The sequence below is a fragment of the Streptomyces sp. NPDC006012 genome, from assembly GCF_042871185.1.
Classification (GTDB): domain Bacteria; phylum Actinomycetota; class Actinomycetes; order Streptomycetales; family Streptomycetaceae; genus Streptomyces.
In genome coordinates, this window is sequence record NZ_JBIAIE010000003.1 from 151,022 (window position 1) to 177,811 (window position 26,790).

The window sequence follows — 26,790 nt, forward strand, 5'->3', positions numbered from 1 at the left end:
ACGTTCCGAGGGAGGACGGAGCCCATGAAGGAAGAGGGCGGAAAAGGGGTGTCCGACGACCAGGGGCCGGCGAATCCGAGCAGGCGCAACTTCGTCGCGGGCACGACCCTCGGACTGGCTCTCGCTTCCGCGGGCATCTACGAGGCCATCGACAAACTGGTCACCCCGCCCGAGCGGGCCACCGTGGAGATCGGCAAACCGTTGCCGCCCGAGCAATATGCCATTCCCACACCGCGGCACATCAAGGACGACGGTACTGGAGTCGCCAGCAGCAAGGGCACGATCACCGTTCTGATCCCGCCGATGCACAATCACGTCATCACCGCGACGTTGAAGGTTCCGCCGAATGCGCGGGCCCTCCAGGAGGCGCAGCGCCATCTGGAATCCGTCATCCAGGGCCTGGAGAGGCGCTTTCCTCCCCCGCCCAGCGGCGTGGGCGTCGTCGTCACCTGGGGACTGCCCTACTTCCAGCACTACATTCCGAGCCTCGGCCGGGGTTCCGAATTCTTCAGGGCGGGGACGCGTTATCCGGATTACCTGCCGGTGGACCTGATGACGTCCAGACAGCGGGGCCGTACGGTCCACGCGCTGCAAGGCGCGAGGACGTATCCCAGCGACCAGCCGCCGCCCGGCTTCGGGGCGGTCCGGCTGGGGCAGAACCATGTGGCCGTGCTCCTGCGCAGCGACTCGCTCGACACCATCATGGAGGCCACCAACGTCCTGTTCGGAACGGGCAGCGGCCAGGCCGGCGACCTCTTCGACGTGACCAGCATCCGAAGAGGCTTCACGGGCGGTGCGCACACGGGACAGCAGTCACTGGCCAGCAGGCTGGCCCTTGAGGCGGGCCTGCCCGGAGCCAAGTCCATTCCGCGGCATTCCCCCGTCTTTTTCGGTTTCACCACCACGCTCAAATCAGGGGAGAGCGCCACTCCTCTCTCGAATCTGGAGACGCTTCCGGGGTGGACCGATCAATGGCCGAACGGTTATTTCAAGTACGGGACCATCATGCCGCTGTCGCATCTGTACTCGGATCTGGCCACCTGGTACGGCGAAGGGCGAACGGGAGCGCAGGACTTCGCGGGATACGGGGACCGGCTCCGCGCCATGTACCAGCCCGGACTCTCGGTCCCGCAGGGGACGGTGACGGTGGATCCGCCCACACTGAGTCAGCGCGACGTCTTTCAGGGGGTCGAGAAGACCGGCAGCTACGGCCACAACGGCAGCATGCAGCCGGCGAACCGCCTGCAGAAATCCACCACCAGCAATTATGGGAAGACCTATCCGGTGGGCACGCCTGTGTCCAATCGCGGCGATTTCGCCACCCTGGACAGCCCGTTCCACTACACCTCCGACCCGGTCGGCGACCATTACAGTTCCCAGAAATCCGCCGGGCTGCACTTCCTGATTTTTGTGCCGACGACCGAGACGTTCAACCGTGTTCGTCTGGCCATGGACGGTTACTACCCCGACGGAAAAAGGGTGGAGTTCTCGCCGCGTTCCCGCAACGCCGGTCTGAACGCGGCGATCCACACCACCCACCGGCAGAACTTCCTGATCCCGCCGCGCAGCCACCGTGCGTTCCCGCTGGCGGAATTCTTGAGCTGACCTGGACCTGGACCAGTCGGCCCGGCCCGGCCGGGCTCGGCGACCGGGATCTCGGTGATGGCCGCCGGCTCCGGCCGGGCGGCGGCGGTCAGCAGGTCGGCTACGGCCTGGCGGCGGTCGCCGGATCCGGGTCGGGTCCCGGATCCGAGGCGGTTCCGGACGCGACGTCCTTCGCGCTGCGCACGGCGCTGACCGTGCCCTTCGCCAGGATCCTGCCGGGCACGCCGCCGGCGTCGGCGAGCGTGCGGGCGGCGCGGTGGGCGGTGCGCAGGGCGTCCCAGGTCAGCAGTGACAGCGCCAGCCAGACCAGGGCGAACCCGGCCCAGCGCTCGGGCGGCATGGCCTCGTGGAAGTAGAGGATGCCCAGCACGAACTGGAAGACGGGCGCCAGGTACTGCAGCAGCCCGAGGGTGGACAGCGGCACGCGTATGGCCGCCGCGCCGAAGCAGACCAGGGGGAGTGCGGTGACCACGCCGGTGGCCGCGAGCAGGGCGGCGTGCCCGGCGCCGTCGGTGGTGAAGGTGGCGTCGCCGTGCGCGCTCAGCCACAGCAGATAGCCGAGCGCGGGCAGGAACTGGACGGCGGTCTCGGCGGCCAGTGACTCGACTCCGCCGAGGTTGACCTTCTTCTTCACCAGCCCGTAGGTGGCGAAGGAGAAGGCGAGGGTCAGGGAGATCCACGGCGGCTGGCCGTATCCGACGGCCAGCACGACCACCGCGGCGAAGCCGACCCAGACCGCCGCCCACTGCGCGGGCCGCAGCCGTTCCTTCAGGATCAGCACGCCCATCGCGATGGTGACCAGCGGATTGATGAAGTACCCGAGGGACGCCTCGACCACGTGCCCGGCGTTCACGGCCCAGATGTAGACGCCCCAGTTGACCGTGATCACCGCGGCCGCGACCGTGATCAGCGCGAGCCGCCGCGGCTGGCGCAGCAGCCGGCCCGCCCAGGCCCAGCGTCGTACGGTGAGCAGGGCCACGGCGACGACGACCAGGGACCACACCATCCGGTGGGCCAGGATCTCCATCGCCCCGGCGGGCTTCAGCAGCGGCCAGAACAGCGGGACGAGCCCCCACATCCCGTACGCGGCGAAGCCGTTCAGCAGACCTGTCCGCAGTTCGCCCTTCGGCTCGTCGGCCACCGGCCCTCCTTCTCGTCCTCGTGCGCTTGTTCGCTGCACGAAGGTAACGCCGAGGATCCCCGTCTGTCATGGCCGTATCGCAATACGGTCATGACAGACGGGGAGGGCGGCGGTGGTGGTGGGCGGGTGTGGGCGGTGATGGTGGTGACGGTGGCGGGCAGGGGGCGGCCGTGAGGCCCGGGAGGGTCCGGAACGGCGGGGGTCAGCCCTTGAGGCCGGCGGTGACGGCCTCCGCCAGCGGGGTGGTCGGCCGGCCGGCCAGGCGGGACAGGTCGCCGGTGGAGATGACCAGCTCGCCCTCGGCGATCGAGGCGTCCACGCCGACCAGGATCGACGCCAGCGGCGCGGGCAGGCCGGCGCCCGTCAGGATGCCGAGGAGGGTCTCGTCCGGCACCGAGTTGTAGGCGATCTCCCGGCCGGTCTGCCTGCTCAGCTCGGCCGCGTACTCCGCGAAGCTCCACGCCTCGTCGCCGCCCAGCTCGTACGTCTGGTTCTCGTGGCCCTCGCCGGTGAGCACGGCGACGGCGGCGGCCGCGTAGTCGGCGCGCGAGGCGGAGGACAGCCGGCCCGCGCCGGCCGCGGAGACGACGGCGTCGTGCGCCAGCACCGGCGCGAGGTTCTCGGTGTAGTTCTCGTGGTACCAGCCGTTGCGCAGCAGCGTGTAGGGCAGACCGGAGGCGAGCAGCACCTGCTCGGTGGCCCGGTGGTCGTCGGCGAGCGCGGCGGTCAGGCTGCCGGGGGCGCTGGTGTAGGCGAGCAGGGCGACACCGGCGGCCTTGGCGGCGTCGATGACGACGGTGTGCTGTCCGACCCGGCCCTTGTCGAACTCGTTGCCGGAAATCAGCAGCACCCTGTCGCCCGCGGCGAAGAGGCCGTCGAAGGTCTCGGGCGTGTTGTAGTCGGCCACGGCCAGTCTGACGCCCCGCGCCGCGAAGTCGGCGGCCTTCGCCTCGTCGCGCACGACGGCGGTGATCTGCTCGGCCGGGACCTTCTCCAGCAACTGGTGCACGACATGGCGGCCGAGGTGGCCGGTGGCTCCGGTGACGACGATGCTCATGATTCAGAACTCCCGGTGGAGGTGTGTGTGCCACAAACCCTAGAAGGGACGCTAACTTCTGGTAAGTACCCACTTTGAAGTAAGGTACTGGGGTGTCAGTAAGTACTTCGGGTTTGCCCGTAAGGACCGCGACAAGTGCGACGGAGGCCGCGGTCCGCGGCGGCGACGAGGCGATGTGCCCCCACCGCCTCGTCCTCGAACACCTCACCAGCCGCTGGGGCGTCCTGATCCTCATCGAGCTGCTGGACCGGCCCTACCGCTTCAGTGAGCTGCGCCGCGCGGTCGGGCGGGTCGGCCGCAGCGTCAGCGAGAAGATGCTCGCGCAGACCTTGCAGACCCTGGAACGCGACGGATTCGTCCATCGCGATGCCAAGCCGGTGATCCCGCCCCGGGTGGACTACTCCCTCACCCCGCTGGGCCGGGAGGCTGCCGAGCAGGTCCGGGCGCTCGCGCTGTGGTCCGCGGAACGGATGGAGCGGGTACAGGCGGCCCGGGAGGCGTACGACATGGCCAAGGGGGCTCTGGACGTGGCCGGCGACGGCCCGGTGGCGTGACGCCGTCCGGTGGCGTGACGCGGTCCGGTCGTACGTCGCATACGGCCCGGTCCCGCGCCGCGCGCGGTCCGGTCGGCTGACTCGCCCGGTACCGATACGGGTACAGGAACAGTGAGGGCCCGGACGCGTGTGGTGCGTCCGGGCCTTCGTCCGTGCGTCGCGTCGGCCGGTGCCGGTTGCCGGTACCGGTGAGTGCCGGCGTCGACGTACGTCAGCCGATGACGGTCCAGGTGTCGTTGCCGGTGAGCAGGGTGGCGAGGTCGCCCGTGCCCTTCTGCTCCACGGCGGCGTCGAGCTGCCCGGCCATCTGCGTGTCGTACACCGGGCGCTCCACGTTGCGCAGCACACCGATGGGGGTGTGGTGCAGGGTGTCGGGGTCGGCCAGCCGGGAGAGGGCGAAGGCCGTGGCCGGTGATGCCGCGTGGGCGTCGTGGACCAGGACACGGTCCTCGTTCTCGGGCGTCACCCTGACGATCTCCAGGTCGCCGGTGAGCGGATCGCGCACCACGCCCCGGCCGCCGTCGGGCCCGAACCGGATGGGCTGCCCGTGTTCGAGGCGGATCACCGCCTCCTCGGCGCTTTTCTGGTCCTTGAGGGCGTCGAAGGCGCCGTCGTTGAAGATGTTGCAGTTCTGGTAGATCTCCACCAGCGCGGTGCCCGGATGGGCGGCCGCCTCGCGCAGGACCCCGGTGAGGTGCTTGCGGTCGGAGTCGATGGTGCGCGCCACGAAGGACGCCTCCGCGCCGAGCGCCAGCGACACCGGGTTGAACGGCGCGTCCAGCGAGCCCATCGGCGTCGACTTGGTGATCTTGCCGACCTCGGACGTCGGTGAGTACTGGCCCTTGGTCAGACCGTAGATCCGGTTGTTGAAGAGGAGGATCTTCAGGTTGACGTTGCGGCGCAGGGCGTGGATGAGGTGGTTGCCGCCGATGGACAGCGCGTCGCCGTCTCCCGTGACGACCCAGACCGACAGGTCACGGCGGGAGGCGGCCAGACCGGTCGCGATGGCGGGGGCCCGGCCGTGGATGGAGTGCATGCCGTAGGTGTTCAGGTAGTACGGGAACCGGGAGGAGCACCCGATGCCCGACACGAACACGACGTTCTCCCGGGCCAGCCCCAGTTCCGGCATGAAGCCCTGCACGGCCGCCAGGATCGCGTAGTCGCCGCACCCCGGGCACCAGCGCACTTCCTGGTCCGACTTGAAGTCCTTCATCGACTGCCGGGCCCCGGCCTTCGGTACGAGCGAGAGCGCCTCGATCGTGCCCGTGCGGCTAGTGGACGTCTCAGCCATCGATGGCCTCCTTCAGCGCCGTGGCGAGCTGTTCCGCCTTGAACGGCATTCCGCTGACCTGGTTGTAGGAGTGGGCGTCGACCAGGTACTTCGCCCGGATCAGCAGGGCGAGCTGCCCCAGGTTCATCTCCGGGACCACCACCTTGTCGTACCGCCGCAGCACCTCCCCGAGATTCCCCGGGAACGGGTTGAGATGGCGCAGATGGGCCTGTGCGACCGGCAGCCCCTTCAGCCGCAACCGGCGTACCGCCGCGGTGATGGGGCCGTAGGTGGAACCCCAGCCGAGGACGAGGAGGCGGGCTCCGTCCGGATCGTCGACCTCGATGTCGGGCACCTCGATGCCGTCGATCTTCGCCTGCCGGGTGCGGACCATGAAGTCGTGGTTGGCCGGGTCGTAGGAGATGTTCCCCGTCCCGTCCTGCTTCTCGATGCCGCCGATGCGGTGCTCCAGGCCCGGCGTGCCCGGGACGGCCCACGGACGGGCCAGGGTCTCGGGGTCGCGCTTGTAGGGCCAGAAGACCTCGGTGCCGTCGTCCAGGGTGTGGTTGGGGCCCTGCGCGAACTGCACCCGCAGGTCCGGCAGCTCCTCCACGGCGGGGATCCGCCACGGTTCGGAGCCGTTGGCCAGATAGCCGTCGGACAGCAGCAGCACCGGCGTCCGGTACGTCAGCGCGATCCGGGCCGCCTCCAGGGCCGCGTCGAAGCAGTCCGCCGGCGTGTACGGCGCGATGATCGGCACCGGGGCCTCGCCGTTGCGGCCGAACATCGCCTGCAGCAGGTCGGCCTGCTCGGTCTTGGTCGGCAGACCCGTCGAGGGCCCGCCGCGCTGGATGTCGATCACCAGCAGCGGCAGCTCCAGCGACACCGCGAGACCGATCGTCTCCGACTTCAGCGCCACCCCGGGACCGGACGTCGTGGTCACCGCCAGCGAACCGCCGAAGGCCGCGCCCAGCGCGGCGCCGATGCCGGCGATCTCGTCCTCGGCCTGGAAGGTCCGCACGCCGAAGTTCTTGTGCTTGGACAGCTCGTGCAGGATGTCCGAGGCCGGCGTGATCGGGTACGAGCCGAGGAACAGCGGCAGCTCCGCCTGGCGGGAGGCGCTGATCAGGCCGTAGGCCAGGGCCAGGTTCCCGGAGATGTTGCGGTAGGTGCCGACCGGGAAGGCCTTCGCCGCCGGGGCGACCTCGTAGGAGACCGCGAAGTCCTCGGTGGTCTCGCCGAAGTTCCAGCCCGCGCGGAAGGCGGTCAGGTTCGCCTCGGCGATCTCCGGCTTCGTCGCGAACTTGGTCCGCAGGAATCTCTCCGTGCCCTCGGTCGGCCGGTGGTACATCCACGACAGCAGGCCCAGCGCGAACATGTTCTTGCTGCGCTCGGCCTCCTTGCGGCTGAGGTCGAACTCCTTGAGCGCCTCCACCGTCAGCGTGGTCAGCGGCACCGGATGCAGCCCGTAGCCGTCCAGCGAGCCGTCCTCCAGCGGGCTGGTCGCGTAGCCGACCTTCTGCATCGCCCGTTTGGTGAACTCGTCCGTGTTGACGATGATCTCCGCGCCGCGCGGCAGGTCGGCGATGTTCGCCTTCAGGGCCGCCGGATTCATCGCCACCAGGACGTTCGGCGCGTCACCCGGCGTGAGGATGTCGTGGTCGGCGAAGTGGAGCTGGAAGGACGAGACACCGGGCAGGGTGCCTGCGGGGGCGCGGATCTCCGCCGGGAAGTTCGGCAGCGTCGACAGGTCGTTGCCGAACGACGCCGTCTCCGACGTGAAACGGTCTCCTGTGAGCTGCATACCGTCACCCGAGTCCCCCGCGAACCGGATGACCACCCGGTCGAGACGCCGGACGTCCTTGGTACCGCCCGGTCTGCGCTGCTCTCCTACGACGGTTCCGTCGGCCTGCTCCGCTGGGCTGCTGACCTGGCTGGTCACTGAAGTGGACCTCCTTCGAGGCGGCTGTCCGGGCATGGACGTCCCCCGGACCTTCCCAGGATCAACCCTACGTCGCTTAGGTTCGCCTTCCCGCGGCCATTCGCATGATGGCCCGCATTCCAGAACGGCCCGCCACTCTGACTTCTCACCATTTCGCCCCCCGGGCTTCCGCTGAAGTCGCTCCCCGCTCGTTCCTTGATTCCCATTTCCCGTTCTCGGGTACCGCCATCCCGCCTGCCGGGCCGACGTGACCATCGCCACGCCGCCCGCCGCGGTCAAACGGTCCGGCCGTCACGAGTTCAGATAGGTCAGCACGGCCAGAACGCGCCGGTGGTCCCCCTCGCTCTGCGACAGGCCGAGCTTCAGGAAGATGTTGCTGACGTGCTTCTCCACGGCCCCGTCGCTGACCACCAGCTGCCTGGCGATCGCCGAGTTGGTCCGCCCCTCCGCCATCAGCCCGAGGACCTCACGCTCCCGCGGGGTCAGCCCCGCGAGCACGTCCTGCTTGCGGCTGCGTCCGAGCAGCTGGGCGACGACCTCCGGGTCCAGGGCCGTACCGCCCCGGGCCACCCGCACCACCGCGTCCACGAACTCCCGGACCTCGGCGACCCGGTCCTTGAGCAGGTATCCGACGCCGCGGCTGGATCCGGCCAGCAGTTCGGTGGCGTAGCGCTCCTCCACGTACTGCGACAGCACCAGCACCCCGAGGTCCGGATGTGCCTTGCGCAGCCGTACGGCGGCCCGCACCCCCTCGTCCGTGTGGGTCGGCGGCATCCGTACGTCCGCGACGACCACGTCCGGCAGCGCGCCCTGCGCGTTCAGGTCGGCGATGGTCTTGAGCAGCGCCTCCGCGTCCCCGACGCCGCCCACCACGTCGTGCCCGCGGTCGGTCAGCAACCGGGTCAGGCCCTCCCTGAGCAGCACTGAATCCTCGGCTATGACCACCCGCACCCTGTCCTCCACGATCTTCCGGCCCCCCACAGCCTGAACAGCTTGCACTTCCGACGGTGCCCGTCCATGCGGAAATCCAGCATCCCAGCATTCCCGGCGCACCGCTTCCGGACCACGGGACGAGTCTCCGCGGCTCCGTGGGCAGGCCCCGGGAGGGGAGACCGCGGCCGGGCGGATCGGGTTGCCTGCGGTTCCTCATTCAACACGCGGGCCGGCCGCCGGGGCGGCGCGGGTCGCGGATGTAGGGGGCGACTGGGGGCGGTCCCGGAGGTGGGCAGGGGGTGGACTGGAGGACTTCAGGGGTGGAGCGGGATCCGGGGGCGGAGGCGGTGCGGGGCCGGAAGGGCCTGCTGGGTCAGCCTCGCCAGGGCAGTTCGGCCGTCGCCCGGGTCAGCCTCGCCACGGCAGTTCGGCCGTCACCCGGGTCGGTCCGCCGGGCGGCGAGTCCACCACCAGGATCCCGTCCACCGCGTCCAGCCGCTCCGCCAGCCCGGCCAGACCCGAACCCCCGTCGACTCCGGCGCCGCCCGCCCCGTCGTCCATCACCTGCAGCATCAGCCGGTCGTCCGTCCGCCACACGTCCACCGACGCCGAGGTCGCCCGCGAGTGCTTGCTGATGTTCTGCAGCAGCTCCGAGACCGTGAAGTAGGCGATGCCCTCGATCGCGGGGGCGGGGCGGTGCGCCAGGTCGACCTCGACCCGCACCGGCACCGTGCAGCGGGAGGCCACCGCGGAGAGGGCGGCGTCCAGGCCGCGGTCGGTCAGGACGGCCGGATGGATGCCGCGGGCGAGGTCGCGCAGCTCCTGGAGCGCCGTCTTCACCTCACCGTGCGCGTCCGCCACCATCCGCGCCGCCGAGCGCGGATCCTCGGCCAGCTTCTCCTTCGCCAGCCCCAGATCCATGGCGAGCGACACCAGCCGGGCCTGCGCCCCGTCGTGCAGGTCCCGCTCGATCCGCCGCAGGTCCGCCGCCGCCGTGTCGACGACCACGCCGCGGTCCGACTCCAGCTCCACCACCCGCGCCGACAGCCGCGACGGCCCGAGCAGCCCGTGGACCAGCAGCCGGTCCACCATCGTCAGCGCCCGCACGATCCACGGCGTGGCCAGCGTGAACAGCAGCCCGACCAGCGCCGTGACGGTGATCTCGAAGGGGTTGTCGAGGAAGATCCGGTGGTGGTCGTCGCCGTACAGCTGGATACCGCCCTGGCCGAGGTACATCGGGAAGACCCAGAACCACAGCGGGTACGTCAGCAGCGACCAGCCGATGGACCAGGAGGTCACCGCGACGACGAAGGAGAACACCGCCCACGGGAAGTGCAGCAGCGCGTACAGCACGTGCCGCCACGACGCGCCGCTTTTCAGTACCGTGCCGACCCAGGCCATGACGCCCGGCTTGCGGATCCGCAGCGGTTCCGGCTCGCTCACCTCAAGACCGAGCAGGCCACGCGCCCGCGCCCGCTCCAGTACGCCCAGGCCGCGGCATCCCGCCAGTGCCGCCGCCAGGACCGGAACGCCGAGGAAGGTCACCAGCAGACCCGCCCCGAGCGACAGCATGGTCAACGTGAACACGAACATCAGGCTGCTGATCGGCAGGCTCAGCAGCACATATGCGAACTCGCGCCAGCTGCGTGCCTCGAACGGTGCGCGCAAGGCGGCCGGCAGCCGGTGCCGGCGCTCACCGTCGTAGTCGTACCGGTGCCCGTACCCCTGCCCGTACTCCTGTCCGTACTGCGTGGCCATCGGTGTCGTCCTGTTCTCCTCGTCAGCGGCCTTCTGCCGTATCACCACCCTCCTCCGCCGCGGGTCCGCGGACCATGGAGGTCGTCGGCGTCTGGGACGGGGGGTTTTCCCCACCTCGTTCACCCACCCCGGTCGGGGATTCGCAGCCCTGGTGGGGGATTCGCAGGCCCGCCGGAGGATTTCTGCCCCGGTCGGGGACTCCGACGGGGGCGGGGAAGGGCGGGGCAGAGTGGGGCAGAGTGGGGCAGAGTGGGTTGCTGCGCCGGGTCATGAGGGCGTGGTCCCGGACCCTTGCTCGGGCACATGGGGGCGTGGTGCCGGACCCCTGCCCCGGCACAGACGGGGGCGTGGCGCCTGGTCAGGCGGTCTCCGCCCGGTCCCGCCAGGGGAGTTCGGCGGTGACCGTGGTCGGGCCGCCGACCGGGGAGTCGACGACGAACAGCCCGTCCACCGCGCCGAGCCGGTCCGCCAGCCCGCGCATCCCGCTGCCGCCGTCCAGCCGCGCTCCGCCGCGGCCGTCGTCCCACACCTGGATGAGCAGCCGGTCCGCGGACCGCCAGACCTCGACGGACGCGGTCCGCGCAGCACTGTGCTTGCTGATGTTCTGCAGCAGTTCCGACACCGTGAAGTAGGCGATGCCCTCGATCGCGGCGGCCGGCCGGGACTCCAGATCGGCGGTCACCTTCACCGGCACCGTGCAGCGGGAGGCCACCGAGGACAGCGCGGCGTCCAGACCGCGGTCGGTGAGGACCGCGGGATGGATGCCGCGGGCGAGGTCGCGCAACTCCTGCAGCGCGAGTTTCACCTCGCCGTGCGCCTCCTCGACCATCGCCGCCGCGGTATCGGGGTCCTCCAGCAGTTTCTCCTTCGCCAGGCCGAGCCCCATCGCGAGATTGACCAGCCGGGCCTGGGCCCCGTCGTGCAGGTCCCGTTCGATCCGCCGCAGGTCCGCCGCCGCGGTGTCCACCACGACCCCGCGGTCGGACTCCAGTTCGGCGATGCGGCGCTCCAACTCGTCGGAGGGCGACAGCAGGCCGCGCACCATCGCCCGGTCCACGTTCGTCAGGCCCCGCGCGATGAACGGCAGCACCGGCCAGAGCACGAACAGCGACGTCACCGTGACGGTGAAGGTCACGATGCCCCAGGGCAGCCGGATCACGTCGTAGAGCAGGTTGCGCCAGCCCACCGGGTCCTTCATCGCCGCCCACATCCGTGGCAGCAGTCCGCCGCCGAGGCCGCGCGGCAACCGGCTCGGCTCGTCGACCCGCACCCCGAGCAGCGCCCGTGCGCGGCGCCGCTCCAGCCTGCCCAGCAGTCGCGCACCGAGCAGGGTGGCGGCGAGCAGCGGCAAACCGATCACGGTGATGGTCAGCCCGGCACTGGCGACGAGCGCCACGGTCGCGTAGGTGAAGCCGAGCAGCGCCACCGGCAGGTTCACCAGGAGATGCGCGATCTCTTTCCAGGTCTGCGCGGTGTAGGCGAAGCGGGCCGGCGGCGGACGGTCGTCACCGTCGGCCGGGTCCGTCTCGGTGGAGGAGAGGCGAGCGGTCATACCGGCTAGCGTGCCGTGCGCCGCGCTCCGACGCCATGAGGGCCGCCGCCGCGGGAGCCGGGGGAAAACCCCACCTTCCGCTCATCCCGTGGGACGGGACGGACGGAGTCCGAGACAGATTACTTACCGCTTCTTTAACAGGGCCTAGACTCCGGTGCGTACAGACCGTCGAAACGTGTCGCATCGCAGGCCATCACAGGCATCACAGGTATCACCAAGACACTCAGTTCACAGGTCAGGGAGCGAGGGACGGACGTTGCGGGAGATGCTGGGGGACTCGACCGTGGTCGTCGCGGCGGACTACTTCCGGTCCTATTCCGTCGTGGGACTGCTCGCACTGCTGGGCGTGCTCTTCGTCGGGGTCGCCTTCGGCGCCGGCCGGCTGCTGCGCCCGGTCGTCCCCACCCCTGAGAAACTGCTCACGTACGAATGCGGCGTCGATCCCGTGGGCGAGGGCTGGGCCCACACCCAGGTCCGCTACTACGTGTACGCCTTCCTGTACGTGATCTTCGCCGTCGACTCGATCTTCCTGTTCCCCTGGGCGACCGTCTTCGCCGCCGACGGCTACGGCGGGACCACGCTCGTGGAGATGTTCATCTTCCTCGGCTTCCTCGCCGTGGGCCTGCTCTATGCATACAAGAAGGGCGTCCTGACATGGACGTGACCCCCACCACCCCCGAGCCCGTGCCGCTCCCCGGGCCCGTGCCGCTTTCCGGGCCGGAATTCCCCGCTGCCGAGGGCAGGGGGCGGCTCGGCGCACTGGCACGCCTGGCCCCCGAGCCGATGAAGATCGTCCTGAACTGGGGCCGCCGCTACTCGCTCTGGGTCTTCAACTTCGGCCTCGCCTGCTGCGCGATCGAGTTCATCGCTGCGTCGATGGCCCGCCACGACTTCATCCGGCTCGGTGTCATCCCCTTCGCGCCGGGCCCCCGCCAGGCCGACCTGATGGTCGTCTCCGGCACGGTCACGGACAAGATGGCGCCCGCCGTGAAGCGGCTGTTCGAGCAGATGCCCGAGCCGAAGTACGTCATCTCCTTCGGCGCCTGCTCCAACTGCGGCGGTCCCTACTGGGACTCGTACTCCGTCACCAAGGGCGTCGACCAGATCATCCCGGTGGACGTCTACGTCCCCGGCTGCCCGCCGCGCCCCGAAGCCCTGCTTCAGGGGATCCTCAAGCTCCAGGAGAAGATCGCCCAGGAATCCCTGGGGGAGCGGTACGGCACGTCCCGGCCGTCCGCCGCCGCCCTCCAGAGCGGCCTGGTACGCCCGCCGACTGCGGGGCCGGGGAGCCTGCCGGCGGCGGAGCGGGTACGTCCGTCGACGACGGAGCCGACGAGCCTGCCAGCGGCGGAGCCGGTACGTCCGCCGACCGCGGAGCCGGTGCGTCCGCCGACCGCGGAGGGGGATGCGTGATGACCACGGTCGGCTGGCTCCCCGCCCCCGTCGAGGAACTCTTCGGCCCCGAGGCCACGGCGGAGCTGTCGTACGAGGTGCTCACCGTCGACGTGCCCCCGCAGTCCTGGATCCCCGCTCTGCACACCGCGCGTACGACCCTGACCTGCACCTATTTCGACTGGCTGAGCGCGGTCGACGAACCGGGCAGCGGCTTTCGGGTGTCTGCCCATGTGGTCGCCCTGGCCCCCGTGCGACGCCTGCTGCTGCGCACGACCGTGCCCCACGAGGCGCCGGCGCTGCCTTCTGCCGTCGAGGTCTACGCAGGTGCGGCCTGGCACGAGCGCGAGACGCACGAAATGTTCGGCGTCCGCTTCGAAGGCCACCCCGCCCTGGACCACCTGCTGCTCCCGGAGACCTTCGAGGGCCATCCGCTCCGCAAGGACTTCGTCCTGGCCGCCCGCGTCGCCAAGGCCTGGCCGGGCGCGAAGGAACCGGGCGAATCCGACCACGGCGGCCCCAAACGCCGCCAGATGCTCCCGCCGGGCGTCCCCGACCCCAACGACTGGGGTCCCCTGAAGGGCCAACTCCCACCGGCCCCGGCCCGTCCGGCCCGCCGCTCCCGTACCACGGCAGAACCCTCCGCCGCCCCGACCGGTCCCGGCAGCACCCCCTCACGGCCACCCCGCCGCACACGCACGGCGGCGGAGGGGTCGGCGAGCCAGACGACACCGCCGACGGAAGCGGCGACGCCTTCGACGGAAGCGGCGACACCTCCGGCGGAAGGTGGGTCTGGTGGGTCTGGTGTTGGTGGGTCTGGCGGGCCGAGGGGGCCGCGTCGGATGCGTACGGCGGCGCAGGGGTCTGTGAGCCAGACCGGTTCCGTCGGTGAGGCACCGGCAGCACCGGCAGCATCGGAAGCACAGGCCGCACCAGAGGCAGCTGAACCGACCGGTTCCGCAGCAGCGAAGCCGACGACTGCCACGGGCCCCCGCCGGTCGCGCAGCGCATCCGAAGGCTCCGCCTCGCAGCGCGCCGCCACCCATGCCGAGGCAGAGCCGGAGCCGGAGCCGGAGCCACAACCGAAACCGGGACCGAAGCCGGAACCTGAACCAGAACCGAATTCGGTTCCGAAGCCGGAACCAGAACCAGAACCGGCTTCGGAACCGAAGCCGGACCCGGTGGCTGGCCCCACGGCACCCGACACGGCCGACGACCATCCGTCCCCCCGGCCCACGGCACCTCGCCGCTCCGACGCGCCCTGGCACCACGCCCGCCCGGCCTTCGACGAACCGGAACGGCAGCAAACTCAACGCACCGAGCCCACCGACGCCGAAACCGCGCCGGAATCCCCGACGGGCGGGACGCCCGAGCCCACACAGACGTCCTCGACAGCCAAGCCCAGCCCGACGGAGCCACAGCCTTCCGAGGAACCCCCTCCCGAGGAACCCCCCTCCCAAAACCCGGCGTCCGGGGCCCCCGCCCCGGGCAACACCCCCGACACCCCTGCAGGAGGCCCGCAGTGAACGGCGCGTTGGACGTCGCCCTGCGACTCCTCGTCGTGTTCGTCGTCTTCCTCGCCTTCCCGCTGATCGTCGGGCAGACCGAGCACAAGGTGATGGCGCACATGCAGGGCCGCCTCGGTCCGATGTACGCCGGCGGCTTCCACGGCTGGGCCCAACTCATCGCGGACGGCGTGAAGTTCGCGCAGAAAGAGGACGTCGTCCCGAACGGCGCCGACCGCCGCATCTTCCAACTCGCCCCGGCCGTCGCCCTCCTCCCATATCTGCTCGTCCTGCTCGCCATCCCGATCGGCCCCGGCAAGGGCGCGGTCGGCCAAGTCCTCGACGCAGGCGTCTTCTTCGTCCTCGCGGTGATGGGCGTCGGCGTCCTCGGCTCGCTCATGGCGGGCTGGGCCAGCGCCAACAAATTCTCCCTCCTCGGCGGCCTGCGCACCGCCGCCCAGCTCCTCGCCTACGAACTCCCGATGCTGCTCGCCGCCGCCTCCGTGGCGATGGCGGCCGGTACCCTCTCCCTCCCCGGCATCCTCGACGCCTTCGAGTGGTGGTGGCTGCCCTGGCAGATCGTCGGCGCGATCGTCTTCTTCGTCGCCGGCCTCGCGGAACTGCAGCGACCGCCCTTCGACATGCCCGTGGCCGACTCGGAGATCATCTTCGGCGCGTACACCGAGTACACCGGCCTGCGCTTCGCCCTGTTCCTGCTCGCCGAGTACGCCGGGATCATCGTCCTGTGCGGCCTGACCACCGTCCTCTTCCTCGGTGGCTGGCACGGCCCGTGGGGCGCCGACGGCCTCGGCTGGGTCTGGACCCTGCTGAAGACGGCGATCCTCGCCTTCGTGGTCATCTGGCTCCGCGTCACCTACCCGCGGCTGCGCGAGGACCAGCTCCAGAAGCTCTCCTGGACCCTCCTCGTCCCCCTTTCCCTCGCCCAGATCGCCCTTACCGGCATCGTCAAGGTGGTGATCCAGTAGCCATGGCCCCCATCCCTGGCAGCGGCCTCGCCAAGGGCCTGGCCGTCACCCTGCGCACGATGACGAAGAAGACCGTCACCGAGCAGTACCCGGACGTCCAGCCCGACCTGCCGCCCCGCACCCGGGGCGTCATCGGACTGTTCGAGGAGAACTGCACGGTCTGCATGCTGTGCGCCCGTGAGTGCCCCGACTGGTGCATCTACATCGACTCCCACAAGGAGACGATCCCCGCCGCCACCACCGGCGGCCGCGAGCGCAGCCGCAACGTCCTCGACCGCTTCGCCATCGACTTCTCCCTCTGCATGTACTGCGGTATCTGCATCGAGGTCTGTCCCTTCGACGCGCTGTTCTGGTCGCCTGAGTTCGAGTACGCCGAGACCGACATCCGCGAACTCACCCACGAACGCGACAAGCTCCGCGAGTGGATGTGGACCGTCCCGCCGCCGCCCGCCCTGGACGCTGCCGCGGAGGAACCCAAGGAGATCGCCGCCGCCCGCAAGACCGCCGAGAAGCTGGCCGCCGCCCGGAGCGAGCCCAGGGAGTCCGGGCCCAGGGAGTCCGGGCCCAGGGAGTCCGGGCCCGGGGAGGGAGACGCATGAGCCCCACCCCGACGCACGCCTTCCTCTCCCCGACCGGCGTCGAAATCGCCTTCGTCCTCGTCGGCCTGGCCACCTTCGGCGCCGCACTCGTCACCGTCACCACCCGGCAACTGGTGCACGCCGCCCTGTGGCTCGTGGTCGCCCTCGGCGGCCTCGCCGTCGAGTACCTCCTGCTGACCGCCGAGTTCATCGCCTGGGTGCAGGTCCTCATCTATGTCGGTTCCGTCGTCGTCCTCCTTCTCTTCGGTCTGATGCTCACCAAGGCCCCCATCGGCCGTTCCCCGGACGCCGACTCCGGCAACCGCTGGGCCGCCCTCGCCGTGGCCGTGGCCGCCGCGGCCGCCCTCGTGTGGGTGGTCGTCGACGCCTTCCGCAGCACCTGGATCGACCTGGACGGTGCCGCCGCCGGATCGGCGAAGGTCACCGGCGAGAGCCTCTTCCGGCACTGGGTCCTCCCCTTCGAGGCCCTGTCCGTCCTCCTCCTCGCCGCTCTGGTCGGCGCGATCGTCCTGTCCCGCAAAGCGAAGGCGGACGCGGCCACGACCGACCAGATCGGTCCCGCCGGCCCGGACGGTCTCACCGCCGCACCCGGTCCCGTCGGCCCGGACGGTCTCCCCGGTCCGCACGGTCCCGTCGGTCCCGACGCTCTCATCGGCCCGAAGGGTCCCGCCGGTCCGGACGGTCTCACCGGCCCGAAGGCCGCCGGCACCCGCGACGGCCAGTCCTCCGCCGGGGAGCGCAACAGCCGGTCCGCCGCTGGCACCCGCGAAGGCCGGCCGGCCGCAGGGGAGCGCGACGGCCGGCCGGCCGCCGAGGAAGCCGACGCACGGCCCGCTGCCGAGGACGCCGAAGGAGCCCGCTGATGCACCTCGTCTATCCCGCCGTGTTCTCCGCCCTCCTGTTCTGCACCGGCCTGTACGGCGTCCTCGCCCGCCGCAATGCCATCCTGGTCCTGATGTCCGTCGAGCTGATGCTCAACGCCGTCAACCTCAACCTGGTCGCCTTCGACGTCTGGCTCAGCAAGGCCGCCAAGGAGACCCTGCACTCCGGCCAGGCCCTGACCCTGTTCACCATCGCCATCGCCGCCGCCGAGATCGGCATCGGCCTGGCGATCGTCCTCGCCGTCTACCGCAACCGCGGCACCTCCGACATCGACCGGCTCCGAGACACCGCAGAGGGCCCCGAGAGCGACGGCCCCGACCGCGGCACCTCCGCCGCGGAGAAGACTGAGGCCACCGCGTGACCACGACCACCCTCGCCGTCCTCGTCCCCCTCCTGCCCTTCCTGGGGGCCGTGGCCGGCCTGCTGCTCGGCCGCGCCGCCCCGGGTTTCGTCCGCCCGCTCGCCGTCCTGCCGACTCTCGCCTCCCTCGTCCTGGCCGTGCTGATCGCCGTGCGCCAGGGCGGCGGCCACGCGATCGACTCCGCCACCGAGCTGACGCCCACCGGTTCGGTCCCGATCGAACTCGCCCTGCACATCGACGGCTTCGCCGCGCTCGTCGCCCTCCTGGTCGGTGTGGTCGCCACCTGCGTGCAGATCTACTCGACCGGCTACCTGCGCAACGACCCGCGCTACCCCTCGTACGCCGCCCTCGTCTCCCTCTTCACCTCCGCGATGTTCCTGGTCGTCTACTCCGGCGACCTGATCGTGCTGCTGGTCGGCTGGGAAGTCATGGGCATCTGCTCCTACTTCCTCGTGGGCCACTACTGGGAGACCCCCGAGGCCCGCGCCGCCTCCCTCAAGGCATTCCTCGTCACCAAGCTCGGCGACGTGCCGTTCCTCATCGGCCTGTTCGCCCTCGCCACCGACGCCGGGTCCTTCCGCATCACGCGCGTCCTCGACACCGTCGCGAGCGGCGGACTCGACCACCCGACCCTGATCGCCCTCCTGCTCCTCGCCGGCGTGGCGGGCAAGTCGGCGCAGTTCCCGCTGCACACCTGGCTTCCCGACGCGATGGCGGGCCCCACGCCCGTCTCCGCGCTGATCCACGCCGCGACGATGGTCGCCGCCGGTGTCTACTTCGTCGCCCGTCTCCTCCCCGTCTTCCAGGCGTCCTCGGCCGCCATGGTCGTCCTCGCCGTCATGGCCGCCGTCACCATGGCCGGCTCGGCGCTCGCCGCGCTCGCCCAGGACGACATCAAACGCGTCCTCGCCTACTCCACGATCGGCCAGCTCGGCTACCTGACCGGTGCGCTCGCCGTCGGCGACCGCGGTGCCGCCGTCTTCCACCTCCTGTCCCACGGCGCCTTCAAGGCGCTGCTGTTCCTCGCCGCCGGCGTGATCATCCACGCCGCCGGCACCAACTCGCTGGCCGCCATGTCCCGTATGAGCCGACTGCGCGACCGCGTTCCCGACGCGTACTGGACGATGACCGTGGCGCTCCTCGCGCTCGCCGCGATCCCGCCCTTCAGCGGCTTCTTCTCCAAGGAGTCCGTCCTCGGCGCCGCCGAGCACGTCGCCACCGGTCACACCGGGCACGCCCCCGGCCCGGCGGGCTGGATCGTCCTCGTCGCCGGCCTGCTGACCGCCCTCCTCACCGCCGCGTACGCGACCCGCCTGTGGCTGCTCGCCTTCCGCGGCCGGGGAGCCGAGGCCCCGGACCACGGCAAGCAGCCGCTCACCATGACCGTCGTCCTGTGGGTGCTCGCCCTCCCGTCGCTCGCCTTCGGCGGGTTGGCGTTCCGCCTGCTGCCCGACTGGTTCGACGGCGGCAGCCTGGCCCCGACCCTCACCACGTCGGTGCTCTCCACCGGCCTCGCCCTGGTCGGCGGCCTCGTCACCTACGGTGCCTGGCAGCGCACCAGCGCCCTGGCCGCCCGTATCCCGATGGGAGCGGTCGCCGCCCACCCCGAGGCCGACGCCGGACTCGTCGAGGAAGAGGCCATGGCCCGCCCGTCACCCGACCAGCACCCCGCAACGAGCGCTTACGCGGCGCCTCTTGCGATCCAGCCCGCCCAGGTCCCCGACCCGGCCGACCCCGCACGGCTGCTGCTCGGCCTGCTGCAACGGCACGCCGCCGCCGGCTTCCACGTGGACGCCCTGTACACGGTGCTGTTCGTCCGCCCGGTCCAGGCCGGAGCGAGTCTCGTCCGGTTCCTCGACCGCGAGGTCGTCGACACCTACGTACGCGGCGCGGCCACACTGCCCCGCCTGCTCGGGACCGCCGTACGACGTGCCCAGACCGGCAACGTACAGACCTATGTGAGCGCGCTGCTCGCCGGCACCGTCGTCCTGGCGGTCGCCGTCCTCCTCGTCGCCACGGGAGCGTGAGCAGGCGTGATCGGTATCAACGAGTCCGTGATGCAGTTCCTTCTGGCGTTCGTCGTCGTCGGCCCGCTCCTCGGCGCCGTCACCGCTCTGCTGCCCGCACCGCCCGGGCTGAAGGGGAAGTCGCCCGGCCAGGCAGTGCTGCGCCACGGCGTGACCGTGACCGGCGTGATCCTCGCCGCCACCATCGCCTTGGCGCTCGGCTTCGACCACGACCATCCGTCGAGGATGCAGGCCACGACCGACATCAGCTGGATCCCCGCACTCGACGTGCGGATCCACCTCGGCACCGACGGCATCTCCCTCCCCCTTCTGGTGTTGAGCGCACTGCTGACCTTCCTCTGCGCGCTCTACTCCTACTTCAAGATGCCTTCGGGCCCGTCCCCGAAAGCCTTCGTCGCCCTGCTGCTCCTGCTGGAGTCCGGCACCCTCGCGACCTTCGCCGTCCTCGACCTGCTGCTGTTCTTCCTCGCCTTCGAGATGGTCCTCGTCCCGATGTACTTCCTCATCGCCCGCTGGGGCGGCGAGGGGCGGACCCGGGCCGCGTGGAAATTCATCCTGTTCACCCTGCTCGGATCCGTGGTCATGCTGCTCGGCCTGCTCCTGATCGGCATCAAGGCGGGCACGTTCGACATGATGGCACTCGCCACTGACAACGGCCGGTCACTGACCACATCCGTGCAGGTCATCGCCGTTTTGGCGATCGGTGTCGGGCTCGCGGTCAAGACCCCGATGTGGCCGCTGCACAGCTGGCTGCCGGACGCCCACACCGCCGCGCCCACCGTCGGTTCGGTCCTGCTGGCCAGCGTCCTGCTGAAGATGGGTACGTACGGGTTCGTCCGCATTCTGCTGCCGGTCGCGCCCGAGGGCTTCCGTACCTTCGCGCCCTACCTCGCCGCCTTCGCCGTGGTCGGAATCATCTACGGATCCCTGGCCTGCCTGGCCCTCGCCAAGCAGGGTGCGAAGGGCGACCTCAAACGACTCATCGCCTACTCCTCCGTCGGCCACATGGGCTTCGTCCTGCTCGGCATCGCCACGATGACCCCGACCGGCGTCAACGGCGCACTGTTCGCCAACATCGCCCACGGCCTGATCACCGGCCTCCTGTTCTTCCTGGTCGGCGCGCTCAAGGACCGCACGGGCAGCACCGACCTCGACACCCTCTCCCGATCGTCACCCGACCGGCGCCCCTCGCCGGGCGACGCCGTCGCGCCGGACCGATCGCTGACGGGCGCCGCGCTGTACGGCAGGGCGCCGCGGCTCGGCGGCCTGCTGGCCTTCGCCGCGGTCGCCTCCCTCGGGCTCCCCGGCCTGGCCGGGTTCTGGGGCGAGATGCTGGCCCTGTTCGGTGCGTTCCGGCCCGCCGCCGGCCTCAGCCGCCCGGCGTTCCTCACGTTCATGTCGGTCGCCGCGTTCGGCACCCTGCTGACTGCCGCGTACATGCTCATCGTGGTCCGCCGGGTCTGCATGGGCCCCGCACCGCAACGGACGCCGGAACTCGCCGACGTCCGGCCGTACGAGTTCGCGGCCTGGACCCCGCTCGTCGTCCTCACCGTCGCGGCCGGACTGTGGCCCAGGGCCCTGATCGGCCTGACCGACCCGGCCGTGCAGCAGTTCCTCGCAGGAGGCACCCGATGAGCCATCCGGCCCAGCCCCTGGCCGAGTCGCTGGTCCAGTCCGTCGACTGGCTCGCGATCGCCCCGCCCACCGCCGCGGCGGTCGTCGGCCTCGGGATCCTCGTCGCCGACCTGTTCGTGCCCGACGCGAGGAAGGCCGTGCTCGGCTGGGTCGCGGTGGCCGGACTCGCCGCCTCGGCCCTCCTGCTGCTGCCGCTCCTCGACGGTGATCGCAGCACCTTCTGCCAGAGCGCCGACCTGCGCCTGTGCAGCTACACGGCTGACCGGTTCACCCTCGTCATCCAGTTCCTCGCCCTCGGCGGCGCCCTCCTCGCCGCCCTGCTGTCGGTCACCGCGCTCAAGGACGGACGCCGCAGACTCCCCGAAGGGGAGTTCTGGTTCCTGCTGCTCTCCGCCGCCGCCGGTGCCGCACTGCTGCCTGCCTCCCGCGACCTCGCCACCCTCGTCGTGGCCCTGGAGGTCGCCTCGCTGCCGGCCTTCGCCCTCGTCGGCATCCGGCACGGCGACCGAAGGTCCTCCGAAGCAGCCCTGAAGTTCTTCCTGTCCTCGGTCACCGCCACCGCGGTCACCCTGCTGGGCATCAGCTTCGTCTACGCCACCACGGGCACCCTCTACCTCACCCGGATCGCCGAACGCATCCAGCACGTCGACGGACAGTTCCACACGCTCGCCCAGACCGGCGTCGTCCTCACCCTGGTCGGCTTCGCCTTCAAGACCGCTGCCGTCCCCTTCCACTTCTGGGTGCCCGACACCTACGTGGGAGCCCCCCTGCCCGTCGCCGCCTTTCTGTCGGTCGTCGGCAAATCCGTCGGATTCTCCGGCCTGATCCTGGTCACCGTCGTCGCCTTCCCGTCCTACGCCGACGCCTGGGGCCCCGCGCTGGCCGTACTGGCCGCTCTCACCATGACCGTCGGCAACGTCGGCGCCCTGCGGCAGCAGGCCACGCGCGCGTACAGCGCGGTACGGCTGCTCGCCTGGTCCTCGGTCGGCCAGGCCGGCTACCTCCTGGTGCCGATCGCCGCCGCCGGATACTCCGCGGACGCCCGCAAATCGATCGGATCCACGGTCGCCTACGCGCTCATGTACGCCGCGGTCAACCTCGGTGCCTTCGCCGTCGCCGCCCTGGTGGGCCGCGCGAAACCCGGCAACCGGGTCAGCGACTACCGCGGCCTGTACGCCTCGAACCCCGTGACCGCCCTGCTCCTGGCCTTCTTCCTGCTCTGCCTCGCCGGACTTCCCCCGGGCGTCATCGGCCTCTTCGCGAAGGTCACCGTCTTCTCCGCAGCCGTCGACGCGGGCCTCGGGTGGCTGGCCGTCGTCATGGCCGTGAACGTGGTCATCGCGCTCTACTACTACCTCCAGTGGGCGGCCCTGCTGTTCCGCGCGCCCGAGGGCGAGCCCGCACGACACCAGATCCCCGCCCCCCTCACGGCCGCCCTCGCGCTCACCGGAGCCCTCGGCGTCGCCCTCTCCGGAGCACCCCAACTGGTGCTCCGCTTCGCCGGCACCGGACTGTTCTGAACAGCCCGCACGCGCGCGTGGAGCGTCCGGGCCGGACGCACGCCCCCGGAGGCCGGCCGTCGTCACCCGGACGGCCGACGTCCGCCTGCGCCCGCGTAAGGGAACTAGCGGCCGCCGCCTGGCGTTGACCAGTACGGGAGGGTCCACTGGACGTGACACCACGGCACCAGTGGCTTCGGAGATCCAGCAAGCGCACCAGCAAGCACGCAAGCAAAGGGTTCCCCTGCTGCACGATTTGGAGGGCGTACCGTGCACCGCCGGCACAACGGGCTCAGGACCGCAGTACTCCTGGGGGGACTGTCCGCACTCATCATCGTCATCGGCAGCTTCTTCGGCCGTACGGGCCTGATCGTCGCGGTTCTGATCGCTCTGGGCACGAACGCGTACGCGTACTGGAACAGCGACAAGCTGGCTCTACGCGCGATGCGTGCCCGCCCGGTGAGCGAGTTCGAGGCCCCGGCCCTGTACCGGATGGTCCGTGAGCTGTCCACCCAGGCCCGCCAGCCCATGCCTCGCCTGTACATCTCGCCCACGGAAGCACCCAACGCGTTCGCGACCGGCCGCAACCCGCGCAACGCCGCCGTGTGCTGCACCGAAGGAATCCTGCGCATCCTGGACGAACGCGAACTGCGCGGCGTCATCGGCCACGAACTCAGCCACGTCTACAACCGGGACATCCTCATCTCGTCCGTCGCCGGAGCCCTCGCCTCGGTGATCATGTTCCTGGTCAACTTCGCCTGGCTCATCCCCGTCGGCCGCTCCGACGACGACGAGGGCCCCGGCATCTTCGGTATGCTGCTGATCATCATTCTGGGCCCGCTCGCCGCCAGCCTCATCCAGTTGGCCATCAGCAGATCCAGGGAGTACGAGGCGGACGCCTCCGGTGCCCAGCTCACCGGCGACCCGCTCGCCCTCGCCAGCGCCCTGCGCAAACTCGACGCCGGTACCAAGCAACTGCCCCTGCCGCCCGAGCCCAGGATCGAGACGGCGAGCCACATGATGATCGCGAACCCCTTCCGCCCCGGCCAAGGACTGTCCAAGATGTTCTCGACCCATCCGCCCATGGCGGACCGTATCGCCCGGCTCGAAAAGTTGGCAGGTCGTACCCGGTGAAGACCATCCTGAACGTCATTTGGCTCGTCCTGAGCGGTTTCTGGCTGTTCCTCGGCTACCTGTTCGCGGGTGTGCTCCTGTGCATCACGATTATTGGGATTCCGTTCGGCGTTGCAGCGTTCCGAATCGGCGTCTACGCCCTGTGGCCCTTCGGGTACACGACCGTCGAACGACGCGACGCCGGCGCTCCCTCCTGCATCGGCAACGTCCTGTGGCTGATCCTCGCGGGCTGGTGGCTGGCCCTCGCCCATGTCGTCACGGGCATCGCCCTCTGCATCACGATCATCGGCATTCCGTTCGGCGTTGCCAACTTCAAGCTGATTCCGGTGTCCTTGCTTCCGCTGGGCCGTGAGATCGTCCCCACGGATCAGCCGTTCGCGACGCGCTGACCAGGGCGAACGGGCACAGGCGAGGGAGGGGTGCAGGCGGTAGGACGCGCCGGAGCACGCCGTGCGGGCACACCTCATGGGACCGGACGACGAGGGCGCACTCAAGCCGATCCCTGCCGGGCCGCGGACGGCGAGGAGGCCCCTGCGCCGCCGCGCCGATCCCGAAGCGGTCCCCTGCGCCGCCGCGCCGATCCCGAACCGGTCCGCGGCCCCGCGAACTCCCGGCCTGACCGTCCCTCACCCACCGCCCTGCGGCCCGCGGTTTTCCACAAGTCCGACGTTGTCCACAGGCCCGCCCGATTGTCAGAGGCGGCCTGCATCATGAAGCCATGACCGAGACCGAGCAGTTGCTGACCAGGGTCGCCGCGCAGGCCCGCATCTCCCGTCCGTGGGGCTGGCCTTCGCTGCCCGACCCCGTCGACGCGGCCGGACCGGCCCGTGCCGAGGACGCTCTGGGCTTCGCCCTGCCACCGCTGCTCGCCTCGCTCTACTGCCGTATAGCGGACGGCGGCTTCGGCCCGGAGTACGGTCTGCTGCCCCTGCTCGACAGCCCGCCCGCGGGCGAGCCGGCCGCCGTCGCCGAGTACGTCGCCCGTCGCGAGGAGGCCCGCAAGGACCCGGACCGGCCCTGGCCCGAGGGCGTGCTGCCGATATCCCACTGGGGGTGCGGGATGTTCGCGTGCGTGGACTGCCGCGCGCCGGAGGCCACCGTCCTGCTCTACGAACCGAACGCCGACGACGCCGGCCACACCTGGTACGTGGACGCGCCCAGCCTCACCGACTGGCTGCGGACCTGGCTCGACGGAACCGGCTGGTACGAGGAGAGCAACGACGACATGGACCTCCGGCCATGGGCCGACTTCCACAGCCGCACGGCACCCGCGCGGGCTTCCTGAGACCGCCGCCACCACCGGGCCCTCACCCGGCAACGACCTGGGCACGGCTTTCCGGGCCCCGCCCGGCTCGGACCGTTCCCCGCCCGACACGACCAGGGCGCACCGGCAACGGCCGGAGCGCACCGCTCAACCGGGCATCGGGCACCGGGTGGCGATGGTGCCGCTGCGGCAGCGGCCAGGTGCGGCCTCCCGCACTGCCCGCGTCGGCTTGGCTGCGCTCGCCGGTTCGGCTCGGCCCGGTTCGGCTCAGCGAGCCCCGGCCCACCGGCGGACGCCGTACGCCGCCGCCCCTACCACGAGCACACCCGCGCCCACGACCACCGCGGTCACGGGCAGGGCGAACGCGAGTGTCACGCATCCCACCAGTCCCAGCGCCGGCAGCACCCGTGACGACGGCGTCCGACTCAGCGTCCAGGCCGACGCGTTGGCCACCGCGTAATAAGCCAGCACACCGAAGGAGGAGAAACCGATGGCCCCCCGTACGTCCGCCGTCGCCGCCACCACGGCGACGACCGCGCCCACGGCCAGCTCGGCGCGGTGCGGGACGTGGAAGCGCGGATGCACCACGGCCAGGGAGCGGGGAAGGTGCCGGTCGCGGGCCATGGCCAGGGTGGTCCGGGAGACCCCGAGGATCAGAGCGAGGAGCGACCCCAGCGCACCCACCGCGGCTCCCACCCGTACCACCGGCACGAGCCCCGGCACCCCGGCCGCGCGCACCGCGTCGGCCAGCGGAGCCGCTGCCTGCCCGAGGCCCGACGCGCCGAGCACCGACAGCACGGCGACGGCCACGAACGCGTACACCACCAGCGTGATACCGAGAGCCAGGGGGATCGCGCGGGGGATCGTGCGTGCCGGATTCCGTACCTCCTCGCCGAGGGTCGCGACCCGCGCGTACCCGGCGAACGCGAAGAACAGCAGACCGGCCGCCTGGAGCACCCCGCCGGCTCCCGTCGTGCCGCCGATGTCCAGCCGCGCGGCATCGGCCTGCCCCGAGGAGAGACAGACGACCACCACGGAAGCGAGGACCGCCAGCACCACTGCCACGATCACCCGCGTCAGCCAGGCGGACTTCTGGATGCCGCCGTAGTTCACCGCGGTCAGCGCGACCACGGCGGCGACCGCCACGGCGTGCGCCTGCCCCGGCCACGCGTACGTGCCCACGGTGAGCGCCATCGCCGCGCAAGAGGCCGTCTTGCCGACGACGAACGCCCATCCGGCGAGGTATCCCCAGAAGTCCCCGAGCCGCTCCCGTCCGTACACGTACGTGCCGCCCGAGGCCGGGTACAGGGCGGCGAGCCGGGCCGAGGACTGCGCGTTGCAGTAGGCCACCACAGCCGCGACGGCGAGGGCGGGCAGCAGGCCGGGCCCGGCGGCGTGCGCGGCGGGTCCCAGCGCGGAGAAGACACCGGCGCCGAGCATCGAGCCGAGGCCGACGACCACGGCGTCCCGCACTCCCAGGGTGCGCCGGAGGCCGGAACCGGAGCTTGTCATGTGCCGCACCCTACTGATCGCTGCAACCGTCCGGTGCACGGGTGACGTCTTCCGTAGCAACACGGTACGAACACGCGCACGACGGACGGCTCGGACCACGGGCCGCACGGGCTGCGTCGTACAGCCGGCGCTGACGAAGATCACAGCGCCGGGACGGTGCGGGCACAGCGCGGGAGGGCAGG

General features: G+C 70.9%; 23 protein-coding genes. 15 read left to right on the forward strand and 8 right to left on the reverse strand.

The genetic code is table 11. From position 1 onward, the window contains the following. Positions 1–24 precede the first annotated feature (24 nt). Positions 25–1,605, forward strand: coding sequence for a hypothetical protein (locus tag ACFYPJ_RS07530; RefSeq protein WP_389011994.1), 1,581 nt, complete (start codon positions 25–27; stop codon positions 1,603–1,605). Positions 1,606–1,705: 100 nt separating this feature from the next. Here the strand turns inward: ACFYPJ_RS07530 and rarD are convergent, their stop codons facing one another. Both rarD and ACFYPJ_RS07540 read right to left on the reverse strand, forming a co-directional pair. Beyond that, on the reverse strand, positions 1,706–2,746 hold the full coding sequence (gene rarD / locus ACFYPJ_RS07535) for an EamA family transporter RarD (RefSeq protein WP_389011997.1): 1,041 nt from the start codon (positions 2,744–2,746) through the stop codon (positions 1,706–1,708). 202 nt (positions 2,747–2,948) lie between these two features. After that, on the reverse strand, positions 2,949–3,803 hold the full coding sequence (locus tag ACFYPJ_RS07540) for an SDR family oxidoreductase (protein WP_389012000.1): 855 nt from the start codon (positions 3,801–3,803) through the stop codon (positions 2,949–2,951). Positions 3,804–3,976: 173 nt separating this feature from the next. On the opposite strand from ACFYPJ_RS07540, the gene ACFYPJ_RS07545 reads away from it, so the two are divergent. Next, entirely contained in the window at positions 3,977–4,357 is a 381-nt protein-coding gene (locus tag ACFYPJ_RS07545) for a winged helix-turn-helix transcriptional regulator (protein ID WP_389012940.1), read from the forward strand. 211 nt (positions 4,358–4,568) lie between these two features. Here the strand turns inward: ACFYPJ_RS07545 and ACFYPJ_RS07550 are convergent, their stop codons facing one another. The 5 genes from ACFYPJ_RS07550 to ACFYPJ_RS07570 form a co-directional block, all read right to left on the reverse strand. After that, positions 4,569–5,648: a 2-oxoacid:ferredoxin oxidoreductase subunit beta gene (locus ACFYPJ_RS07550; protein ID WP_389012002.1), complete on the reverse strand. Its 1,080-nt coding sequence runs from the start codon at positions 5,646–5,648 to the stop codon at positions 4,569–4,571. Further along, complete coding sequence (locus ACFYPJ_RS07555) at positions 5,641–7,569, reverse strand: 2-oxoacid:acceptor oxidoreductase subunit alpha (protein ID WP_389012005.1); 1,929 nt, start codon at positions 7,567–7,569, stop codon at positions 5,641–5,643. Before ACFYPJ_RS07555 ends, ACFYPJ_RS07550 begins: the two co-directional genes overlap by 8 nt. A 291-nt stretch (positions 7,570–7,860) precedes the next feature. Beyond that, complete coding sequence (locus ACFYPJ_RS07560; protein WP_389012943.1) at positions 7,861–8,520, reverse strand: LuxR C-terminal-related transcriptional regulator; 660 nt, start codon at positions 8,518–8,520, stop codon at positions 7,861–7,863. Positions 8,521–8,910: 390 nt separating this feature from the next. Continuing rightward, positions 8,911–10,260, reverse strand: coding sequence for a sensor histidine kinase (locus tag ACFYPJ_RS07565; protein ID WP_389012008.1), 1,350 nt, complete (start codon positions 10,258–10,260; stop codon positions 8,911–8,913). A gap of 358 nt (positions 10,261–10,618) precedes the next feature. Next, positions 10,619–11,812, reverse strand: coding sequence for a sensor histidine kinase (locus ACFYPJ_RS07570; protein WP_389012011.1), 1,194 nt, complete (start codon positions 11,810–11,812; stop codon positions 10,619–10,621). A gap of 265 nt (positions 11,813–12,077) precedes the next feature. Between ACFYPJ_RS07570 and ACFYPJ_RS07575 the strand changes: the two genes are divergently transcribed. The 13 genes from ACFYPJ_RS07575 to ACFYPJ_RS07635 all read left to right on the forward strand — a co-directional run bounded on the left by ACFYPJ_RS07575 (position 12,078) and on the right by ACFYPJ_RS07635 (position 25,117). Next, the gene (locus ACFYPJ_RS07575) at positions 12,078–12,476 is read left to right on the forward strand and encodes an NADH-quinone oxidoreductase subunit A (protein ID WP_389012014.1); all 399 of its coding nucleotides are present in this window, start codon (positions 12,078–12,080) and stop codon (positions 12,474–12,476) included. After that, on the forward strand, positions 12,467–13,225 hold the full coding sequence (locus ACFYPJ_RS07580; protein WP_389012017.1) for an NADH-quinone oxidoreductase subunit B: 759 nt from the start codon (positions 12,467–12,469) through the stop codon (positions 13,223–13,225). The genes ACFYPJ_RS07575 and ACFYPJ_RS07580 overlap by 10 nt, the downstream gene beginning before the upstream one ends. Next, positions 13,225–14,730, forward strand: a complete 1,506-nt coding sequence (locus ACFYPJ_RS07585) for an NADH-quinone oxidoreductase subunit C (RefSeq protein ID WP_389012020.1) — start codon at positions 13,225–13,227, stop codon at positions 14,728–14,730. The genes ACFYPJ_RS07580 and ACFYPJ_RS07585 overlap by 1 nt, the downstream gene beginning before the upstream one ends. Beyond that, on the forward strand, positions 14,727–15,695 hold the full coding sequence (locus ACFYPJ_RS07590; RefSeq protein ID WP_389012022.1) for an NADH-quinone oxidoreductase subunit H: 969 nt from the start codon (positions 14,727–14,729) through the stop codon (positions 15,693–15,695). The genes ACFYPJ_RS07585 and ACFYPJ_RS07590 overlap by 4 nt, the downstream gene beginning before the upstream one ends. Positions 15,696–15,697: 2 nt before the next feature. After that, positions 15,698–16,294: a NuoI/complex I 23 kDa subunit family protein gene (locus ACFYPJ_RS07595; protein ID WP_389012025.1), complete on the forward strand. Its 597-nt coding sequence runs from the start codon at positions 15,698–15,700 to the stop codon at positions 16,292–16,294. Continuing rightward, a complete protein-coding gene (locus tag ACFYPJ_RS07600) occupies positions 16,291–17,157 on the forward strand; it encodes an NADH-quinone oxidoreductase subunit J (RefSeq protein WP_389012028.1) in 867 nt (288 codons plus the stop codon). The genes ACFYPJ_RS07595 and ACFYPJ_RS07600 overlap by 4 nt, the downstream gene beginning before the upstream one ends. Beyond that, positions 17,157–17,537: an NADH-quinone oxidoreductase subunit NuoK gene (nuoK, locus tag ACFYPJ_RS07605; RefSeq protein WP_389012031.1), complete on the forward strand. Its 381-nt coding sequence runs from the start codon at positions 17,157–17,159 to the stop codon at positions 17,535–17,537. The genes ACFYPJ_RS07600 and nuoK overlap by 1 nt, the downstream gene beginning before the upstream one ends. Further along, entirely contained in the window at positions 17,534–19,564 is a 2,031-nt protein-coding gene (locus tag ACFYPJ_RS07610) for an NADH-quinone oxidoreductase subunit L (RefSeq protein ID WP_389012034.1), read from the forward strand. The genes nuoK and ACFYPJ_RS07610 overlap by 4 nt, the downstream gene beginning before the upstream one ends. A gap of 6 nt (positions 19,565–19,570) precedes the next feature. Further along, a complete protein-coding gene (locus ACFYPJ_RS07615) occupies positions 19,571–21,199 on the forward strand; it encodes an NADH-quinone oxidoreductase subunit M (protein WP_389012037.1) in 1,629 nt (542 codons plus the stop codon). After that, the gene (locus tag ACFYPJ_RS07620; RefSeq protein WP_389012040.1) at positions 21,196–22,719 is read left to right on the forward strand and encodes an NADH-quinone oxidoreductase subunit N; all 1,524 of its coding nucleotides are present in this window, start codon (positions 21,196–21,198) and stop codon (positions 22,717–22,719) included. Before ACFYPJ_RS07615 ends, ACFYPJ_RS07620 begins: the two co-directional genes overlap by 4 nt. A 249-nt stretch (positions 22,720–22,968) precedes the next feature. Continuing rightward, positions 22,969–23,832 carry a zinc metalloprotease HtpX gene (htpX, locus tag ACFYPJ_RS07625; RefSeq protein ID WP_389012042.1) on the forward strand — a complete coding sequence of 288 codons (864 nt, stop codon included), beginning with the start codon at positions 22,969–22,971 and terminating at the stop codon, positions 23,830–23,832. Then, positions 23,829–24,221 carry a YccF domain-containing protein gene (locus tag ACFYPJ_RS07630; RefSeq protein WP_389012045.1) on the forward strand — a complete coding sequence of 131 codons (393 nt, stop codon included), beginning with the start codon at positions 23,829–23,831 and terminating at the stop codon, positions 24,219–24,221. Before htpX ends, ACFYPJ_RS07630 begins: the two co-directional genes overlap by 4 nt. Positions 24,222–24,550: 329 nt before the next feature. Next, the gene (locus ACFYPJ_RS07635; protein ID WP_389012047.1) at positions 24,551–25,117 is read left to right on the forward strand and encodes an SMI1/KNR4 family protein; all 567 of its coding nucleotides are present in this window, start codon (positions 24,551–24,553) and stop codon (positions 25,115–25,117) included. A 246-nt stretch (positions 25,118–25,363) separates the two neighbouring features. On the opposite strand, the gene ACFYPJ_RS07640 is transcribed toward ACFYPJ_RS07635, so the two are convergent. Continuing rightward, positions 25,364–26,608, reverse strand: coding sequence for an APC family permease (locus ACFYPJ_RS07640; RefSeq protein ID WP_389012050.1), 1,245 nt, complete (start codon positions 26,606–26,608; stop codon positions 25,364–25,366). Positions 26,609–26,790 lie beyond the last annotated feature (182 nt).

Excerpts from the sequence above, each read along its gene's own strand:
- ACFYPJ_RS07530 (WP_389011994.1), top strand. The coding sequence starts at position 25 with ATGAAGGAAGAGGGCGGAAAAGGGGTGTCCGACGACCAGGGGCCGGCG.
- ACFYPJ_RS07540 (WP_389012000.1), bottom strand. The coding sequence starts at position 3,803 with ATGAGCATCGTCGTCACCGGAGCCACCGGCCACCTCGGCCGCCATGTC.
- ACFYPJ_RS07545 (WP_389012940.1), top strand. The coding sequence starts at position 3,977 with ATGTGCCCCCACCGCCTCGTCCTCGAACACCTCACCAGCCGCTGGGGC.
- ACFYPJ_RS07550 (WP_389012002.1), bottom strand. The coding sequence starts at position 5,648 with ATGGCTGAGACGTCCACTAGCCGCACGGGCACGATCGAGGCGCTCTCG.
- ACFYPJ_RS07565 (WP_389012008.1), bottom strand. The coding sequence starts at position 10,260 with ATGGCCACGCAGTACGGACAGGAGTACGGGCAGGGGTACGGGCACCGG.
- ACFYPJ_RS07570 (WP_389012011.1), bottom strand. The coding sequence starts at position 11,812 with ATGACCGCTCGCCTCTCCTCCACCGAGACGGACCCGGCCGACGGTGAC.
- ACFYPJ_RS07575 (WP_389012014.1), top strand. The coding sequence starts at position 12,078 with ATGCTGGGGGACTCGACCGTGGTCGTCGCGGCGGACTACTTCCGGTCC.
- ACFYPJ_RS07580 (WP_389012017.1), top strand. The coding sequence starts at position 12,467 with ATGGACGTGACCCCCACCACCCCCGAGCCCGTGCCGCTCCCCGGGCCC.
- ACFYPJ_RS07585 (WP_389012020.1), top strand. The coding sequence starts at position 13,225 with ATGACCACGGTCGGCTGGCTCCCCGCCCCCGTCGAGGAACTCTTCGGC.
- ACFYPJ_RS07595 (WP_389012025.1), top strand. The coding sequence starts at position 15,698 with ATGGCCCCCATCCCTGGCAGCGGCCTCGCCAAGGGCCTGGCCGTCACC.
- ACFYPJ_RS07600 (WP_389012028.1), top strand. The coding sequence starts at position 16,291 with ATGAGCCCCACCCCGACGCACGCCTTCCTCTCCCCGACCGGCGTCGAA.
- nuoK (WP_389012031.1), top strand. The coding sequence starts at position 17,157 with ATGCACCTCGTCTATCCCGCCGTGTTCTCCGCCCTCCTGTTCTGCACC.
- ACFYPJ_RS07620 (WP_389012040.1), top strand. The coding sequence starts at position 21,196 with ATGAGCCATCCGGCCCAGCCCCTGGCCGAGTCGCTGGTCCAGTCCGTC.
- ACFYPJ_RS07635 (WP_389012047.1), top strand. The coding sequence starts at position 24,551 with ATGACCGAGACCGAGCAGTTGCTGACCAGGGTCGCCGCGCAGGCCCGC.
- ACFYPJ_RS07640 (WP_389012050.1), bottom strand. The coding sequence starts at position 26,608 with ATGACAAGCTCCGGTTCCGGCCTCCGGCGCACCCTGGGAGTGCGGGAC.